13 protein-coding genes, 3 tRNA genes and 2 pseudogenes are annotated in these 16,081 nt (G+C 40.9%); 13 read left to right on the top strand and 5 right to left on the bottom strand.

Annotated elements, in window-relative coordinates; translation table 11 throughout:
- The first annotated feature begins 101 nt into the window (after positions 1-101).
- From V7K60_RS29450 to V7K60_RS29400, 11 genes are all read left to right on the top strand, one after another.
- Complete coding sequence (locus tag V7K60_RS29450; protein WP_334930932.1) at positions 102-2,576, top strand: AAA domain-containing protein; 2,475 nt, start codon at positions 102-104, stop codon at positions 2,574-2,576.
- Positions 2,577-2,594: 18 nt separating this feature from the next.
- Positions 2,595-2,966, top strand: a complete 372-nt coding sequence (locus tag V7K60_RS29445; RefSeq protein ID WP_334930934.1) for an AAA domain-containing protein — start codon at positions 2,595-2,597, stop codon at positions 2,964-2,966.
- A gap of 3 nt (positions 2,967-2,969) precedes the next feature.
- Entirely contained in the window at positions 2,970-3,182 is a 213-nt protein-coding gene (locus V7K60_RS29440; RefSeq protein ID WP_334930930.1) for an AAA domain-containing protein, read from the top strand.
- Between the two features lie 156 nt (positions 3,183-3,338).
- Positions 3,339-3,689 carry an AAA domain-containing protein gene (locus V7K60_RS29435; RefSeq protein WP_334930928.1) on the top strand — a complete coding sequence of 117 codons (351 nt, stop codon included), beginning with the start codon at positions 3,339-3,341 and terminating at the stop codon, positions 3,687-3,689.
- Positions 3,667-5,499, top strand: coding sequence for a hypothetical protein (locus V7K60_RS29430; protein ID WP_334930926.1), 1,833 nt, complete (start codon positions 3,667-3,669; stop codon positions 5,497-5,499). The genes V7K60_RS29435 and V7K60_RS29430 overlap by 23 nt, the downstream gene beginning before the upstream one ends.
- Positions 5,500-5,687: 188 nt before the next feature.
- Entirely contained in the window at positions 5,688-6,827 is a 1,140-nt protein-coding gene (gshA, locus tag V7K60_RS29425) for a glutamate--cysteine ligase (RefSeq protein ID WP_334930924.1), read from the top strand.
- A gap of 365 nt (positions 6,828-7,192) precedes the next feature.
- A complete protein-coding gene (locus V7K60_RS29420) occupies positions 7,193-7,654 on the top strand; it encodes a tRNA (cytidine(34)-2'-O)-methyltransferase (RefSeq protein ID WP_334930922.1) in 462 nt (153 codons plus the stop codon).
- 791 nt (positions 7,655-8,445) lie between these two features.
- Positions 8,446-10,743 carry a peptidoglycan DD-metalloendopeptidase family protein gene (locus V7K60_RS29415; RefSeq protein ID WP_334930920.1) on the top strand — a complete coding sequence of 766 codons (2,298 nt, stop codon included), beginning with the start codon at positions 8,446-8,448 and terminating at the stop codon, positions 10,741-10,743.
- 166 nt (positions 10,744-10,909) lie between these two features.
- Positions 10,910-10,983, top strand: a tRNA-Met gene (locus tag V7K60_RS29410).
- Positions 10,984-11,106: 123 nt separating this feature from the next.
- Positions 11,107-11,271 (top strand): hypothetical protein, encoded by a 165-nt coding sequence (locus tag V7K60_RS29405; protein WP_334930918.1) that lies wholly within the window; start codon positions 11,107-11,109, stop codon positions 11,269-11,271.
- Between the two features lie 219 nt (positions 11,272-11,490).
- Positions 11,491-11,563: transfer RNA gene (locus V7K60_RS29400), tRNA-Ala, on the top strand.
- A gap of 64 nt (positions 11,564-11,627) precedes the next feature.
- On the opposite strand, the pseudogene V7K60_RS29395 reads toward V7K60_RS29400, so the two are convergent.
- Positions 11,628-11,840, bottom strand: a pseudogene (locus tag V7K60_RS29395) (hypothetical protein); the annotation flags it as partial.
- Positions 11,841-12,056: 216 nt separating this feature from the next.
- On the opposite strand from V7K60_RS29395, the gene V7K60_RS29390 reads away from it, so the two are divergent.
- Positions 12,057-12,269 carry a hypothetical protein gene (locus tag V7K60_RS29390; protein ID WP_334930916.1) on the top strand — a complete coding sequence of 71 codons (213 nt, stop codon included), beginning with the start codon at positions 12,057-12,059 and terminating at the stop codon, positions 12,267-12,269.
- 6 nt (positions 12,270-12,275) lie between these two features.
- Here the strand turns inward: V7K60_RS29390 and V7K60_RS35455 are convergent.
- Positions 12,276-12,461, bottom strand: a pseudogene (locus V7K60_RS35455) (TniQ family protein); the annotation flags it as partial.
- Between the two features lie 351 nt (positions 12,462-12,812).
- Between V7K60_RS35455 and V7K60_RS29385 the strand changes: the two are divergent.
- Positions 12,813-13,802, top strand: a complete 990-nt coding sequence (locus V7K60_RS29385; RefSeq protein ID WP_334930915.1) for a sulfate ABC transporter substrate-binding protein — start codon at positions 12,813-12,815, stop codon at positions 13,800-13,802.
- An 8-nt stretch (positions 13,803-13,810) separates the two neighbouring features.
- Here V7K60_RS29385 and V7K60_RS29380 read toward each other — a convergent pair whose 3' ends face one another.
- The 3 genes from V7K60_RS29380 to V7K60_RS29370 form a co-directional block, all read right to left on the bottom strand.
- The gene (locus V7K60_RS29380) at positions 13,811-15,238 is read right to left on the bottom strand and encodes a lysophospholipid acyltransferase family protein (protein ID WP_334930913.1); all 1,428 of its coding nucleotides are present in this window, start codon (positions 15,236-15,238) and stop codon (positions 13,811-13,813) included.
- Between the two features lie 166 nt (positions 15,239-15,404).
- Entirely contained in the window at positions 15,405-15,851 is a 447-nt protein-coding gene (locus V7K60_RS29375) for a DUF2127 domain-containing protein (RefSeq protein ID WP_334930911.1), read from the bottom strand.
- 157 nt (positions 15,852-16,008) lie between these two features.
- Positions 16,009-16,081: transfer RNA gene (locus V7K60_RS29370), tRNA-Ala, on the bottom strand.

Genomic DNA, 16,081 nt, shown 5'->3' with positions numbered 1-16,081 from the left:
ATCCAGTCCGTTACACGTAGAAAATGGCATTCAAAATTTCTCGTAAATCTACTTCTACAGCATGCCAAAATCCTTTAGGTGTGGGTAGAAGGGGCGACTACATGGCAGCAGGACGTTATCAGCTACCAGCTACCAGATTTTTGTTTTTCGAGGCAGTTGGTGACATCCAACAGATTCGACGCAAAAAAGCAGCCTTGACACAATTAAAACAGGGACATACTCAAAATCCCTATTTAGGAAACTTTTTATTCGACGCTTCCCAAGCAAGACCTATACAAAAAACCGTCGAATTGCGACCAGAAGATTTGTTGTTATCCTCAGCTAATCCTAGCCAGAAAGCAGCAGTAGAAATGGTGCTGGCAGCTGAAGATTTAGTTTTAATTCAAGGGCCACCGGGTACTGGGAAAACTACTGTAATTGCCGAGATTTGCTATCAAGTTGCTCTACGGGGTGGACGCACTCTAATTACTTCTCAAGCCAATTTAGCAGTAGATAATGCCCTGAGTCGATTAGTTCATAACCCTATAATCCGACCTGTGCAAAAGGGAAACGCCGAAAGAGTTGGGGAAGAAGGACAGCCATTTCTAAAAGATCGAGTGATTGGTACATGGTTAGAAAATACTGCTACTAACTGCGAAAAAAATCTTACCCAGCACCTCGATAACGTAAGAGTTTTATGTGAATTGCTGTCAGCATCACAACGTTTCACAGCATACCTGAAAGTAGAAAAGGTATTTAATAGAGAGCAGAATTTATTACAGACACGTAAAGCAAATTTAGAGTCAGCTTGTACGACCCAAAAAAATGAATACAATCAAGCTGCATCTCAACTAGGCGAGGTTGAATCTCTGAAAACTGCTTTAGAGGAATTGCTGAATCAAGCACCTTCAGTAGACTGGCAAGATCCAGCACTTCTTAATTTGTGGGCTGGTCTGAATAAATACATATCTACAGACGCTTCATTGCGAAACTTTGCTGCAAATCTTCGGTTAGCAATTAATTTGGCTTCTGAACTTGGTATGGTTCAACCAAATCATAGTTTATTTGGTTTAGCTGATTGGTTGCAGAACACCGTAGCTTCTTGGATTGCTGAAGTCCGCACAGCATTAGCCTACGCTAGTAATATAGCTATGGCAATGACCGAAGCGGAGTTAGCTGCACAAAGTTACACGCAAAATTCAGAATCTCTTGCTCGCTTAAAGTCAAATCACCAACAATTGCTTGCTAACCAGCAAAGCTTCCAATCAAGAGTTAGAAATCTACACAACCGTGAATCTGAAGTCAGTTTAGCAATAAATGACCTTGATATATGGCTATCTACAGCTAATTTAAATATTATCAATGTATTGACACAGTGCTTACAAAATCGTCAAGACTTTACAGTTAACTTAATCTCATTACCTTCGGGATTACGAAGCATGACGATCGCAGATCAATATCTACCCTGGCAACAGAGTATTGATCAGTGTCAGTTGAAAGTCAATGAATTAATTCCAAATTATCGCCAATGGGATAGGGTACGCAGTCGGGTTACTGAAATCAGAGATTTACTCGTGCGGGGACGAAATATACTAGGTAATCGCTCAATTGATGAAGCTGCCATTTCTCAGGTGAGCGTTAGTAACCCGCTAGACCCTGTGGAATCTCTCATAAAGCTGAAGCAAGTAGCACAAAATAGTATCGATGACATTGAGAAACCATTAGGGATCTGGGGTCGGATTATCGAATGGATACTTGCGGTTGCTGTCAACCAGCAAAGTTTGGATTCCATAGCTCAAAAATTACGTCCGTATAGCCGCCGTTATGGTGCGGCGGGAACTCTTGAGGCTATTAGGAGACAAGCCCAGACTATATGTCAAAGAGTTCAACCTGTTGAAAGTGAATCCGCTATCTCCCAAATTACAGATGAAGTGGTTAATGGTATAATTACGAGTGCGCATACATGGCTGAAGCAACTACAGGCTGAAACAGAAAAAGAGCAAAAGCAGCTTGATGTTGAATTAAATGAACAGACAAGGTTGGCGACTAATAAACAGCAAAAAATATCTGCTAATCAAGAGCAGCTAAAAACTTATCGCAGTCAGGCTGATTTCAAATTTCAAAGAGCGATCGCACTCTTGCAAGAACTTTCATCATTTCCCCACTTACCGAATGAATTAAGACTTTTAGTGCAACGATACCTCAATAATTCATCAAATATTCTGACTGAATCCCCACAATTTACAGCAAAAATACGGAACTGGGAAAATCGGCTAGAACAACTTGATAGTTTGATTTCCTTAATCGATCCTTTTATTACACTTTCGACTATCAAAGACCTGCTGGTAATTCGCATTTATAGCTTGCAGACAACAACTGAAACATACAAAAGCAAGTTTATAGAAATTCAAAGTAAAATCCAGAATATTGTTGAACATTTACAGCAGCAATTAGAATATATCTCAAATGAGCGAACTTGGTGGCAGTCAATTTGGGAAGCTATTCCTGGTAAATTCAAGCCTGAAATTGATTCTACAGACTTATTTAATCTGGAATCGTTACGCAATATCAAGACTCAGTTTGAATCTTGGCAATAGCAACTTCAAAATGAAGAAATTTATCTCAATCGATATCAGCACTTTGTCCAAGATTGGATAGGAAAATTAAGACAGCCAACGGAAGGCGATGCCTGCACTGGGCTATGCCTACGCACTGATTTAAAGAGGATTTATCTAAATAATGCCAACGTCGTTGGTATCACCTGTGTTCAAGCTGCAAAAAGAGATTTTTCTGAAGAATTCAAATATTTTGATGTCGTCATTATTGATGAAGTTAGTAAATGTACTCTTCCAGAGTTATTAATCCCCGCCTTGAAAGGCAAAAAAATAGTCATGGTAGGCGACCATCGACAATTACCACCCATGCTTGATACTAAGACTTTAGAGGAAGTTTCTCAAGAGATTGGCAGCACAAATACAGAACTATAATTATTGCAAGAGTCACTGTTCAAAATTCAGTTTGAAACCGCTAATGATAGCATCAAACGAATGTTAAATATTCAATATCGAATGTACCCCATAATTATGGGGGCAATAAATCAGTTTTATGATGGTAAACTAGAATGTGGTATTTTAGAGCCGGATACAAAACGCGAACATAATTTAGCAGGCGAAATCATCCAACAATCTAAGCATCTTATCTAGGTAAAAACGCCTGAAGCTAATGAGTTTCAAGAGAAACGTACAGGAACTTCATTCTATAATATTCCAGAAATTAATGCCATTGAAATTTTGTGTAAGCAGTTCGAGACTACTTGGGCTTCTAGAGTTACTAATGGTGAACCAAAAAAATAAATCGCTGTGATTACTTTTTATGGCGCTCAACTCAGAAAAATTGATGAACGCCTGCAATCTAAACTTTTCCCATCGCTGCAAATCACCACTGGTACAGTAGACCGATTTCAATGCATGGAACGACCTCTTGTAATTGTGAGTATGGTTCGCAATAATAGTAGAGGAGATGTGGGATTTGCCAAGAAACCAGAACGAGTTAACGTTGCATTTTCACACGCTCAAGAATTACTAATAATTGTGGGTTGTCATTCGCTATTTACTCAACAGCGTGGACAAGTTGGGAGTATGTACTCCAATGTTTCAAACATCGTGCGTTTACATGGAGGTTTTGTTGATGTTTCTCGCCTATTCTACTAAACCTATTGATGACAATCTCAAAAAATTGGTAGACGAAATAGAAGCACATAGTCCTAGTTTGTCAGTTTTAGCCGCGCGTCAATTCCGTTATAGTTTGCGTCAAACTCAGGTAGAAGTAAATATAAAAGAACCCCGCCAGTTTAACGTACTCGAAGAATTTATTATCCGCGCTGCTATTGAATTTCAACCTTCGCCAACAGAGGATGAATTAGCCTCTGTACTTGGGCTTGATTCTGTATTTATTAAAACTACTACTGCAACTCTTCGTTCCTTACAAACTCTATCAGCAACATCGCCACTAACAGTTACTCCTGAAGGTCGCTCATTTTATGAAAAAGGGTCTGTACCACAGCCGCCATATCCTATACAAATTAATGCTATCATAGACCCTTTAAGCGACAAGATAACCTTTCAATCTGAATCCTTAAATGAAACACCGATAACTTTGCCTGATTTAGCAGACTTTATAACTATTGATAATACGATTGCTGATATTGCTTCCTTACCACTTGAGGAAATCAAAAAAAGTCTTCAAGCTTCAGGTTTAGCACTTCATGTACCAGAAGAGGGAAAAATCGTCACTTCTTTTAAGGTACTAAGTTTGACTCAAAAAATTTGGAGAAAAATATCTCTTTTCATTATCTTCGATGCCCTTGAAGATAAGTTGAGTATCCAAATTAGAAATGGAAAGCAAATTTTAGAGTCAGCATCAAATTGGTTAGAAGTTCTACACACTGAAGGTAAAATATCCTTGCAATCATTATGCAAATTATCAATTGAAACCATCCATTTGGAACGTGAAGCCAATCTCTTGCAGAAAAATACTGAAATAGAGGCTAGACTCGAAAATATTCGTAAAAAGGCGCTAGAAACTGCCACAAAAGCCAGTGGTGAAGTAGATAAATATAAAGCGCTAGGTGAAGCCGTACAGTTACGAGATGGACAAATTAGCCAAGCTTTTTCAGAAATTTTAAATTTGGCTAAAAGTCAGCTTCTAATTTATTCTCCGTGGGTGAATCAGGCTGTTGTAAATGAAAATTTTATAGCTCTATTACAGAAATTAGCGAATCGCGGAGTTTGGATTTTAATTGGACATGGAATTTTGCAGCGACAAGAAGATGAAGATAAATCAATTACACCAGAAGTAGAGAAAAAACTTCGAGCGATAAAAACGCCTGATGGTTTACCATCTGTACAGATTTTTTGGTTGGGAGATTCCCATGTTAAAGAAGTAATAGTTGATAAAGAAATCCATATTTGCGGATCTCATAACTGGCTATCTTATCGCGGTGATTACCTACCACGAGGCGAGTCAGTTTATAAAGTTACAATTCCCCATCAAGTCCAGGAAGCTTATGAATTTCTTGCTAATCGCTTCCAAAATCACGCTAAAAAATTATGGCAAAATGCTCTAGCAAACCGCGATTATAAACTGGCTGTAGAGTCTTTATGTGTGTGGGGTGCGCTAGGTATGGAAGATATTGCACTCCAAAAGATAGAGCAAAATAACTGGCTAGAACTTCTGCCTGTATGGTTGAATGTAGCACTTCAAGGATTAAGATCGAAGAATATACAACCTGATTCAGCAAGTTTTAAAACAGCACTTTCGTTGCTGAGTCAAGTTTCTCTTGAAGAAGTTTTTATTGAGTCATTACAAGAAAAATGGCGTAAAGTTATCGGCGCGATCGCAATTAACAATCCCGAAACTGCTTTAAACTTACTTAGTGATCAAGTATGGGCGCAGTTTATACGTCTTAAGATTGTTCAAGAGAGTGATTCAGCCAATGATTTTATTTTGTACCGTATTTAACCTACACTAGGATATTTTTCATACTTCAATAGTAATAAGTTATCGGAAGACAGCCCAGAAATATGCCGTCTTGATTTTGCAGGGATTGGCAATTAAATGATTCTTAACCTTTGATTGACTTAAAGATAGATCCAGAGATTCGTCTTGTTCGATACAATTTATAGGTAGAGAGAGGCGAGGAGAACAAGGTGGTCTTATTAAAAGGCTTTGAGATTGAGATGTATACTGGCACGCCTCAAGGTGAAATCGTCGGTCTCTCCGACAAAATTGTTGCGGCTTTAGATGGATTTATGCGAGAACCAGATAGCCGCAACGTTGAATACATAACTCAACCATCCCCTAATTATGAAAATTTATTGTGTGCCTTGCTGCGTCCCCGGCGGGAGTTGCGAAACTACCTCAATCGTTTGGGCGATTACACCTTAATACCAGGGAGTACTTTATCTTTAGGTGGGGGCGATCGCTTTCTCCGTTCCGATCCAGCAAACCCCTATCATGATTACATTGAGAACACCTACGGGACAAAAGTAGTCACCGCCAGCGTACACATCAATGTAGGCATCAACGACCCAGAAGTATTAATGCGGGCCTGTCGGGTGATCCGTATGGAAGCACCCTTATTTCTCGCCTTGAGTGCCTCATCTCCCTTCTTGGATGGCAAAACTACTGGCTATCACTCCACCCGTTGGGGCGTCTTCCCACAAACGCCTAGTCATGTCCCCTTATTTGCCAGCCACGCCGATCATATCCAGTGGGTGGAGGATCAACTTGTTGCCGGAACCATGCAAAACGTGCGGCATTTGTGGGCATCAGTGCGACCAAATGGCGATCGCCGTCCTTATGACCTAAATCGCCTAGAATTGCGAATTTGTGATTTAGTCACAGATCCCATTGCCTTGCTAGCTATTACTGCCTTATTAGAAGCGCGTCTATTGCAAATAATCGAAAATCCTAGCATCGATCCGTTAACCCAAAGTACCTTTTCTCCTGAAGAACTCGTCACCCTCACTACTGACAATGAAGCTGCTGCTGCTGCTAGTAGTCTCGATGCTCAGTTGAGGCATTGGCAAGATGGTAGAAGCATTGTAGCGAGAGATTGGATTGCTCAAATGTACCAAGATGTTTGGGCGATCGCCAAGCAACAAGGTTTTAGCTGTTTCCTTTCCCCTTTGCACAAAATCCTCCGTGAAGGCAATGAAGCTCAACAGTGGTTGCAATTACACACAGTCGGTTTTGACAGCCAGCGCGTCATCACTCAAGCTATTGTCGCCACCCAAGAGCGCGAAATTGAACTCGAAGACAAATTATGTTCGTCTCTGCTGGGTTAACTCAAAAGGCATTGGGGATTGGGCATTGAGAAAACACTTTGTTTATCCCCTTGTCCCCTCACCTCCCCACTTATTACTTCCCACTTCTCACTCTTGTCTTCATACAAATGGTAGATTTTATTGCAGGTACTACCAGCCGTAAAAGACACAAGTACTTACTTTTTCTACACAAAACTTAATATTTACCGATTGTAGCCAAATATCCACTCAGGCATTGCTCTGGGATAGTTTGTACTTCGTTTTAAAAATCTAATCGATAGATGATGTTTGATTATTATTAACAAAACCTATGAATAGCCTCTACCTTTTGGTAGATTTAACATTGACAATAAATTGTTTTATACAATACGTAAATTGTACGGATAATGCCTCAGGTAGTTTTAGTTAACCCGCAGATACCTCCTAATACAGGTAATATTGCCCGTACTTGTGCAGCTACGGATACAGAGTTGCATTTGGTGGGGCCTTTGGGGTTTGAAATTAGCGATCGCTACCTCAAAAGAGCAGGCTTGGATTACTGGCCTTATGTCAAACTACACTATTACGAATCCCTCGAAGCCTTTAAAACCGTACATCAGGAGCGTGGCGGCAGATGGTTGGGTTATACGGTTGGTGGAAATTGTAATTATGTAAGCTTTCAGTTTCAATCTGATGATTGGCTACTGTTTGGTAGTGAAACCACGGGCTTACCACCAGCAATTCTGTCCGATTGCGATGCTACTCTCTATATTCCCATGAGCCAACCGGGGGTTCGCAGCTTGAATCTGTCAGTAAGTGTAGCAATTGGCTTATTTGAAACCCGTCGTCAGTTAGGCTATTTACAATAGTTGTTTACATTGATGAGAATAAGTGTATTTACTTATAACCTGTTCAGAAACCTATTAGACAAATTATTTGTGACTACAAAAATTTTCTTTGTGACAGCAAAAATGTGTAAAACAATATACCAAAAATTGGATTTATTCGCAAAATGTAGTGGAAGATACTTACAAGTATAGTAAGGTTATTATAAGAAATTTGTATATGAAACTTGGGATATTGCCAAATTTGAATGATAGATTTTGATGAATTTAAAACATCCTAAACTAGGAACGAAATTGCTAAAATCCAGTCATGTCTTACATTTGAGCTATTTTGGCTCAATAAAGGACAGAAATCAGCCCAAAAGTAGTCGATAGTTAATACGGTTGTTTTTTAGGGAATAATCAACGTAAAGTCTCGTGTTGAGAAGACGGATGGGGTAGAAATATCTTGAAGATATCTACAGCAGGGGGCATAACTTTTCCAGAAGTCGCCGCAATTTAATTTTCAGCAGCGACTTGGACTTGGCAAATAGTTTGTCCAATCCCCGCGATTGACGCAAGACAAGCGCGGATAATGGTAAAGAGTCAAATCATCCTAAGTGGTGTTAGGAGTGGTTCGGATAAGTAAACACAGCAAAATTTAAGTTTTGCTAACAGATGTGAACTTGTCTAAATCAGAGAAGCAGGTTAATCTTGCGTAAGCATCTCTGGTGAATGTGATCTCGATCTATCGTTTGTTGTGATCTAAATCATTGACTAGTATCCAACTGAAAAATCGAGGTCAGTTAAGCGCTAGTGATCATAGGAGGTCGTCTTTGAAACGAGCATTGAAAAAGAGAGTAAAAGCTGTGTTGAACAATACCCCCAGCAGCGATGATGCCCCGGTAGAACTGCTAAATGTGATGAATCCAAAAGTTAACAGCCGGGTGCGGACAAAAGCGGCGATGATTGGCTTGGCAATCTCTATGGGAGCAACCAGCCTTTTGGTGACTCGACAAAGCGATCAAGCCCAAGCAGCGGTGCCAGTAGGCAGCCAAAAGGCAACTTCAACAATTCCTGCTGTTCCTGACACCAAGGTGAAATTCGCCTCCACTAAGCTGGAGTCCCAAGCAGTCTCATCAGCGAGCGTGCCGGAAAATCCTGTAATCGTGGAACCAACGGCAGTCTCACAAGTGCCTGGGCTTGAAGCTAAATGGCAAGTCGCGGCAAGTGGAATATCTTTGCAAGTTCCTGCATCAAACACGTTTTCTCAAACAAACGCAGGTTATAAAAATTCCACTTACCTAAAGCCCAAAGTGGCACAGGGATTGAACAATACCTTAGCCGAAACTAGTTTTCCAACAGTCAATAATCTGTCTGACTATAGTGTTGATAGTACAAATGCATCACTAACTGCCCAGCCACAAATAGTGGCAACATCTGGCGCAGTCAACAGTGAAATAAATGCACAACTTAAGGCGCAACAAGAGTTCGCACTAAATCGCTTACAAGAAAAATCGAACCGTTTAAGAAAGAGTCTGGCGCAGTTACAGTCTGGAGAAACCAAAAATTTATCACAAGCTGATATAGAATTGGCGCAGCCGATAACTGTGGTTGAGAAGACTGCATTAGCAGCCCAGTCAGACACTTCTAGCGATGCAAGCCAAGCGAACCTGATATCGAGGTTAAAACAGAAGACACAGACAAGTGCATCTGTAGCAGCGGCGCCAATAGTGATTGCCTCCTCGACACATACAGCCTACGAAGTGAAACCTGGAGATACACTAGCAGCGATCGCTAGCAGATACAATACTTCAGTATCAGAACTAGTTAAAGCAAATAACCTCAATAATCCCAATGAGCTGCAAATTAGTCAAAAACTAGTTATTCCTGCTGTTCAAATTCCTGCTGTTAAAGTTGAGGCAACTGTAGCGAGTCAGCCCACTTTTGTAGAGTCTAGCAAAACTCCTCATGTTGCCACCTCCCCTTTGAATATTGGTAGTGCCAACTCATATCTACCTAGTTCAGAATCACCAACTATTGCTGACAACAGTAGTGTTGCCGTCCCTACACCAGTAACTGTAAAGATTCAGGCAAACAGTGCGACTGACTTAGAAACTGCCCCCCCTACAGCTAAGTCTTATGGCGTCGGTGGTGATATTCCAGCGCCACAAGCTTTTGCCGAAATGCAACAGCCTAATACACCAGCAAATAGGGTAGCAAGGGTAAACAATAGTAATAATGACCGTTTGCGGGGCTTACAAGCGGAAATTCAGAGGTTACAGCAGAAATATCGCGCTCAACAGTCTGGTAATTTAGTTGTGCCAGCAGCAGCGATTGAAGCTAATAATGCTGCTATGCTCACTCCTATTTCTACGCCCAATAATTTCAGTGTACCTAACCCTGCATCTAGACCAAATAGTATAGCAATACCAATTCCAGTTCCGACACCGATTCGAGGTAACTATAGCGTTCAGCCAGTTAAGCCCCAATTCCAGACTACTGTACGTGCTACCGAAGCAGTAAACCCAGAGTTCTTGCCTAATCTAGGTTCTGCTAGTCAGTGGACTCCCTCTCGCACTCAATCTGCCACAAGGGTTGCAACGCCTTCTAGAAGAGTAAATGCCTCTGACTCTTTAGGAAAGATGCGAGGAACTACAGTTTCTCCACAGATAATGCCGCCTTTAGCAGCAGTGGATCAATATCTACCCAGACCCATTGACGAGCTTACACCTCCTCCATCTACTTCAACCTTGGCTTATATCTGGCCGACGAAGGGTACTCTCACTTCTGGCTTTGGTATGCGCTGGGGAAGACCGCACAAGGGAATTGATATTGCTAACTCCACTGGCACGCCAGTTGTTGCCTCAGCTGACGGTACAATAGAGAAAGCTGGCTGGAACAATGGTGGCTACGGCAACCTCGTCGAAATCCATCATCCTGATGGCAGTAGTACTCGCTATGCTCATAACAGCAAGATTCTGGTGCAACCGGGTCAACAGGTACATCAAGGAGAAACAATTGCTTTAATGGGTACTACTGGTCACAGCACTGGCCCACACAGCCACTTTGAAATTCATCCATCAGGCAAGGGTGCTGTTAACCCAATAGCCTTTCTACCACAACGCCTGTAATTCTTAGTTGTCTTTAACTAAATCATTGCTTTGTTAGTTGAGGGAGTTTACCTCCCTTTTCTGATTCCTATTACTTCAATAGGAATAGAAGTTATAACAAAATTCCAAAAGGGCTTAGTATTGAGCAAATTTGTATGCTATACTAGTTAATGATTTAAATAAATCTGGCTCAGTAGCTCAGTTGGTTAGAGCACGGGACTCATAAGCCTGGGGTCGTTGGTTCAACTCCGACCTGAGCCACTTTAAAAGTAGGATAAAATAAAGCTTTCAGCTTCTAGTCATCAATATTGCTAAGGAGCTTAATTTATCTATAAGGCTCTTTTTACTATCAAATGACTATGCTTATTCAACAGCATGATAGTCATGAAAGTTGGAATTGAAGCCCTGAAAGGTCGTTTAAGATTAAAATTTTATAAACTTTTATTCAATGGCAATCAGAAATACTTATCTTTAAGTTTAGCTGACACTGCTGAAAATAGAGTAGTTATTGAAATTAAGGTACGTCCAGCTGAATTAGACATAAACTAATCAGCATTCAAGTTGCATAATCAGAGCGGATAATATGTCCACCCCACAAGATATTAAGAAAATTTTAATATGCAAATTAGATGTGTTTTAGCTTACTAGCTGGTATATAACTTAATATAGTTGTCTTGACTTAACTTGCATAAACTTGCATAATAATTAAGCTAATACAATTTATAGAACCAATTAGTAAGCTTTTTTAGCTTGCGTACTAAGAGTTCTGGGGTTATAGCGCAGTTGGTAGCGCACCTCAATGGCATTGAGGGGGTCAGCGGTTCGAATCCGCTTAGCTCCATTATTAAAACCTATTTACTCAAAACCTGTCTGCGACAACAAGCACTAGAACACCGATTCAGTAATCAGGATGGAGTAGCAGACTTCTCAGTAGCATGAGTAAAAGTTTTTGCAAGGACATGAAGATTATGAACGACAGCGGTACGGCAGAGATCAAATAGATTTTTGTGATAACCAACGTAACGAACTTGATCTCCTTGCCAGCGACCAATATGAGATAAGGAAGCAAGGGCAGCAACAGGTTCTCGGAGCTTGGCACGACCAGCAGGGGTTAATTGACTAGCATATTTATTACCTGAATCTACCTCAATTCAGGTTGCACCTATCCTTGAGACTTTGTTAAATATCTCTCAAGGCTTGCTTGTCGCTAGAAGCATTAGCTGGTAAGCGTCTACTCTATTTTCTCATTGATTATTTACTTCACTATGAGCTGATTTTTCTTTTGTTCTTCGATTACTGAATCGGTGTTCTAGCAACCTCTTCCATTTATGGTGATGGGGAATCATTACTCTCAAGCACTGCTTCTAGATTTTGTCGCTTATTTGAGTGTCCAATGGCATTCCAAGCCACTTCAAGCATTTAGAGCACTATCCTGGCCGCGATCGCCAAGCCAAAAGGTAATTTGTCTGACAGCAATGAGGACACTTTTGACTCAACTTTTGATGGTGATGCGGGCAAACTTTAACTACATCCAGCGACCAAAGTAAATGCTCGAAAACTAATTGACTAGTTGTGCGTCGTTCTTCATAACAAGTTGGGCACCAAGCTCTAATAGAACGAAGCAAATTACTAGACGGGAGTAGTTCAGACCAAGTTAGCAATGTCAAAAACTGAAGATCATTGCGTATAGTCACGATTTGAAGAGTTTGACGCAAGTCAATTGATGCTTGTTGTCGCATCAAGGTTAGTTGAACAGCGTCCGCTTCTGGCTGGTTGATTTCGGTACGGAGATAATTTGTTTAAATTTAGGTTAATAAAAAATTATTTATCCTTAACCACTGTTTTATAATGCCCCTTAACTACAGCATCCAGATCAAGTTACCGCATATTAAGGGAAAAATTTGATGAACCAGGGGCAACGTACTTTTAAATCAAGGAGATATTTGACTGAATTAGTTCAGACTTATATTGTTAAAGCTTTACATGCTAGAAGACAGTGGCGCGTACAACTAATACGAAATTGGTTGTACAAGTATTCTTCATTGGGTGTTGCGTTCCTATTCTTAGTCGGAGTTAGCTTGAGTGTAATAATGGCTGCCTGCTCTCCACGTGATATCAATAATACTGGTAATACTGGCGCAGTTTCCCAGAATGATGTCACACTAACGTTTGTTTCTTACTCAGTTACTAGTGCAGCATACCAGCAGATCATTCCCAAATTTATCGAACAGTGGAAGAAAGAACATAATCAAAATGTCACTTTCAATCAAAGCTATGATGGATCGGGTTCCCAGACTCTTGCTGTGATTGACGGTAAAGAAGCTGATGTGGTACACCTGTCACTTGCTCTTGATATTAATAAACTTGTTCAGGCAGGTTTTATTCAATCGGCGTGGGAAAAAGAAGCGCCTAATGATGCAATTGTTACCAAATCTCTAAACGCGATCGCTATTCGTGAAGGTAATCCCAAAAATATCAAAACTTGGGCAGATTTGGCACGAGATGGCGTAAATGTGGTTACACCTGATCCTAGAACCTCTGGCGGTGCTCGCTGGAACTTCCTTAGTCTCTGGGGTTCTGTAATAGAAACTGGCAAAAATGAAAATCAAGCAATAGACTTTACTTCCAAAGTCTATAACAATGCACCTTTGTTACCTAAAACGGCTCGAAATGCCACTGAACTATTCTTCAACGATAATCAAGGTGATGTTCTGCTCAACTACGAAAACGAGATGATTTTACTAGCAAAAAATGGTAAAAAAATCTCATATATTGTACCTGATATTAATATCTCCATCGACAATCCTGTTGCTGTTGTAGACAAAAATGTTGATAAACATGGTACTCGTCCGATTGCCGAAGCATTTATCAAATTTCTTTACACCCCAGAGTCGCAACGAGAGTTTACTAAATTAGGATTTCGTCCCGTTGACCTGACTATTACAAAAGAAACGGAAGGCAAATTTCCTAAAATTAAAACGATATTCAAAGCTCAAGATTTAGGAGGATGGGACGAAATTCAGAAAAAATTCTTTGATGAAGGTGCAATCTTTGACAAAATTCGAGCGAAAAAGTCTTAGAATTTCCGTTATCTAATCATCTTCTCTAAAGCGATTTGCAAATCTTTTGTCAAATCGCTCACAGCCTGTCTAGAGGCTTGGCGATCGCCCTGACAATTTCTGAAGCGTTCTGTAACTGAAATTGGCTCCCCCACAGTGATTTGTGCCTGTCGCAAACCTAACCGAGGTCGCCCCGGAAGTGTTGTATTCTGAATTCTAGAAAGCATATCGAATACAAGTAAAACTGTTTCTGCAAACCGTTCCGCCGTTGGTTGTTCCTGAATATAAGCAGCTGTGACTGCAACAAAACTTTCCACTATCCGCATGTGCCGCATTCGCAAGTCGGCTTCTTCAGCAATCCAGTCTGCCAAACCGCGTTTGAAGGGTGCTAAAGCATTGATATCTGGCAAATCGTCTCGGTAAATGTAACTCCAGCCAGCCTCTTCCAAACGGCGACAGCGGTCAATAAAATTACCCTGTGCTTGAACTCCAAAATATTGCTCGGCAACTTGTAAAGCCTTATCCAGTAGGCGATGGAGTCGGGCAATTAATACCTGATTAGCACTAGCAGATTCATCAGTTGAGATGGTTTTGGGGATATCTTGATGATAGAAGCGACGATAAAACTCTTCCATCTCGGTAATCAGATATTCAGCTAACCTACAGAGGCGTTGATGGTAAATTTCTTCGCGTAGGCTTTGCCCGCCGCAGGCATCGCCCGAATCAATTTCCAAAACTTTCAAGCCACTATCAGCTTCTAACTTACTCAAAAGCCAATCTATCTTAGACCAAGGTGGCTCAACGTAGCGATACTGGATAGCGATTGGTACAACGATCACAGTCTCAGAACGGTTAGCTTTTTCTAAGTCTTCTACACACCAGAACCCCATTTGAGCAACACCAGGTTCTAAGGGGCTAACAATGCCACTATGACCATTAGTACCGCCTTCCGGCGCTACTGCGATCGGTAGTGCGCCATTAGCAAACAACTCCCGTGCATTTTGGATAGCTTGCCGATCTAGTCGCCTACCACGACGAACCGGCACACCCCCCAGCAGAGAGAACAGCCAACCTAGCCACTTTCCAGCCCAAACTGTCATACCTCGGTCATAAAGAAAATAGCTGTGAACGAGGGATTTTAGTGTAATATCTTTTTGACGGGCAACTTGTGGCACAATCCGAGAAAGCAAATACAGCATACAGAGTGGATCTTCCACCTCTGGGTGGCGAAATGCCAACAAAAAGCGAATTTTTCCAGCCTGAAATTGTTGATAGAGTTCAGCTAATACTTCAACATTCTTGGCTTCAATCTTGACAATCCCAGCCGGGAGCCAAGGGCGAGTACGAAACCGTAGTGCGATCGGCAGTAACCACCGAACAATCTGGAGTACCAAAGGATTCAATCGTTGGGGAATAAATTTTAGTGGTGGTTGGGTAGACTGAATCGATCTAGGCAAGTTGCTCTCCAGATTGTATTTCTAGCGATTGTACAACGTGAGGTCTTGGTTTTACGTAAACCCTGAGCCTTTTGTGGTTAAGCTTTTTAATCACTACGTTTCGCTCTGTTGGTTCCTCAGCACTCCTTAACTTTTCAACGATAGATCCTAAGTATCGAATCAAAAATTAGTTTGGATGTTTAGGAAAGTTTCGGAGTAAATAGCCAAATACAGCTAAATTCAACACAAACACTAATGTTTTGATCGGAGATATTCCCCGAATTAATTCATAAATCTCTGGTGGAATACTGATACCGACAAGTCCCAATACTAAGACATGTGCCCAACGCTTTTCGTACCATAAACCAACGGCTTCAATAGCAGTAACGATAGCATAGATTCCGGTTCCGATGCCGCTAAATCCTAGAGTTGTAGGATTTAAGTTGACAACTTTCTTTAAAAGCCAATCAATAATTATCGATTTACCTTCTAAAACATAATTTTCTGAAAACGCCTCTAGAGTTTGATAATTTTTTAATGTCAATAATAAAGCGATCGAAGTAACCATAAGCAGCAAGGCAGCAAATGATTTGTAGATAACAATTGCCACTAACCCCAATGGACGCTTTTCCAAATAACCCCCTAAGTATAGATAAGTCAAATTTTGAACGAGCAAAATTACCTGAGTGCTGTCAAATCAGAGTTTACCTCCTTATCCAAAGATTCCTCTAACTCAGTACGGCTTTGAATTGGTGTAATGGATGCATTCCCATTTAATCAAACATTTCCAATGGAGGTTAGCGGACTCGAACCGCTGACATCCTGCTTGCAAAGCAGGCGCTCTACCAACTGAGCTAAACCCCC

The organism is Nostoc sp., assembly GCF_036917555.1.
In the GTDB taxonomy this organism is placed as follows: domain Bacteria; phylum Cyanobacteriota; class Cyanobacteriia; order Cyanobacteriales; family Nostocaceae; genus Nostoc.
This window is presented reverse-complemented; position numbering and strand designations above follow the sequence as displayed.

Bases quoted from the DNA above. Each gene is read 5' to 3' on its own strand.
- V7K60_RS29450 (WP_334930932.1), top strand. From the start codon at position 102: ATGGCAGCAGGACGTTATCAGCTACCAGCTACCAGATTTTTGTTTTTC.
- V7K60_RS29430 (WP_334930926.1), top strand. From the start codon at position 3,667: ATGTTTCTCGCCTATTCTACTAAACCTATTGATGACAATCTCAAAAAA.
- V7K60_RS29420 (WP_334930922.1), top strand. From the start codon at position 7,193: ATGCCTCAGGTAGTTTTAGTTAACCCGCAGATACCTCCTAATACAGGT.
- V7K60_RS29405 (WP_334930918.1), top strand. From the start codon at position 11,107: ATGAAAGTTGGAATTGAAGCCCTGAAAGGTCGTTTAAGATTAAAATTT.
- V7K60_RS29390 (WP_334930916.1), top strand. From the start codon at position 12,057: ATGGGGAATCATTACTCTCAAGCACTGCTTCTAGATTTTGTCGCTTAT.
- V7K60_RS29385 (WP_334930915.1), top strand. From the start codon at position 12,813: ATGGCTGCCTGCTCTCCACGTGATATCAATAATACTGGTAATACTGGC.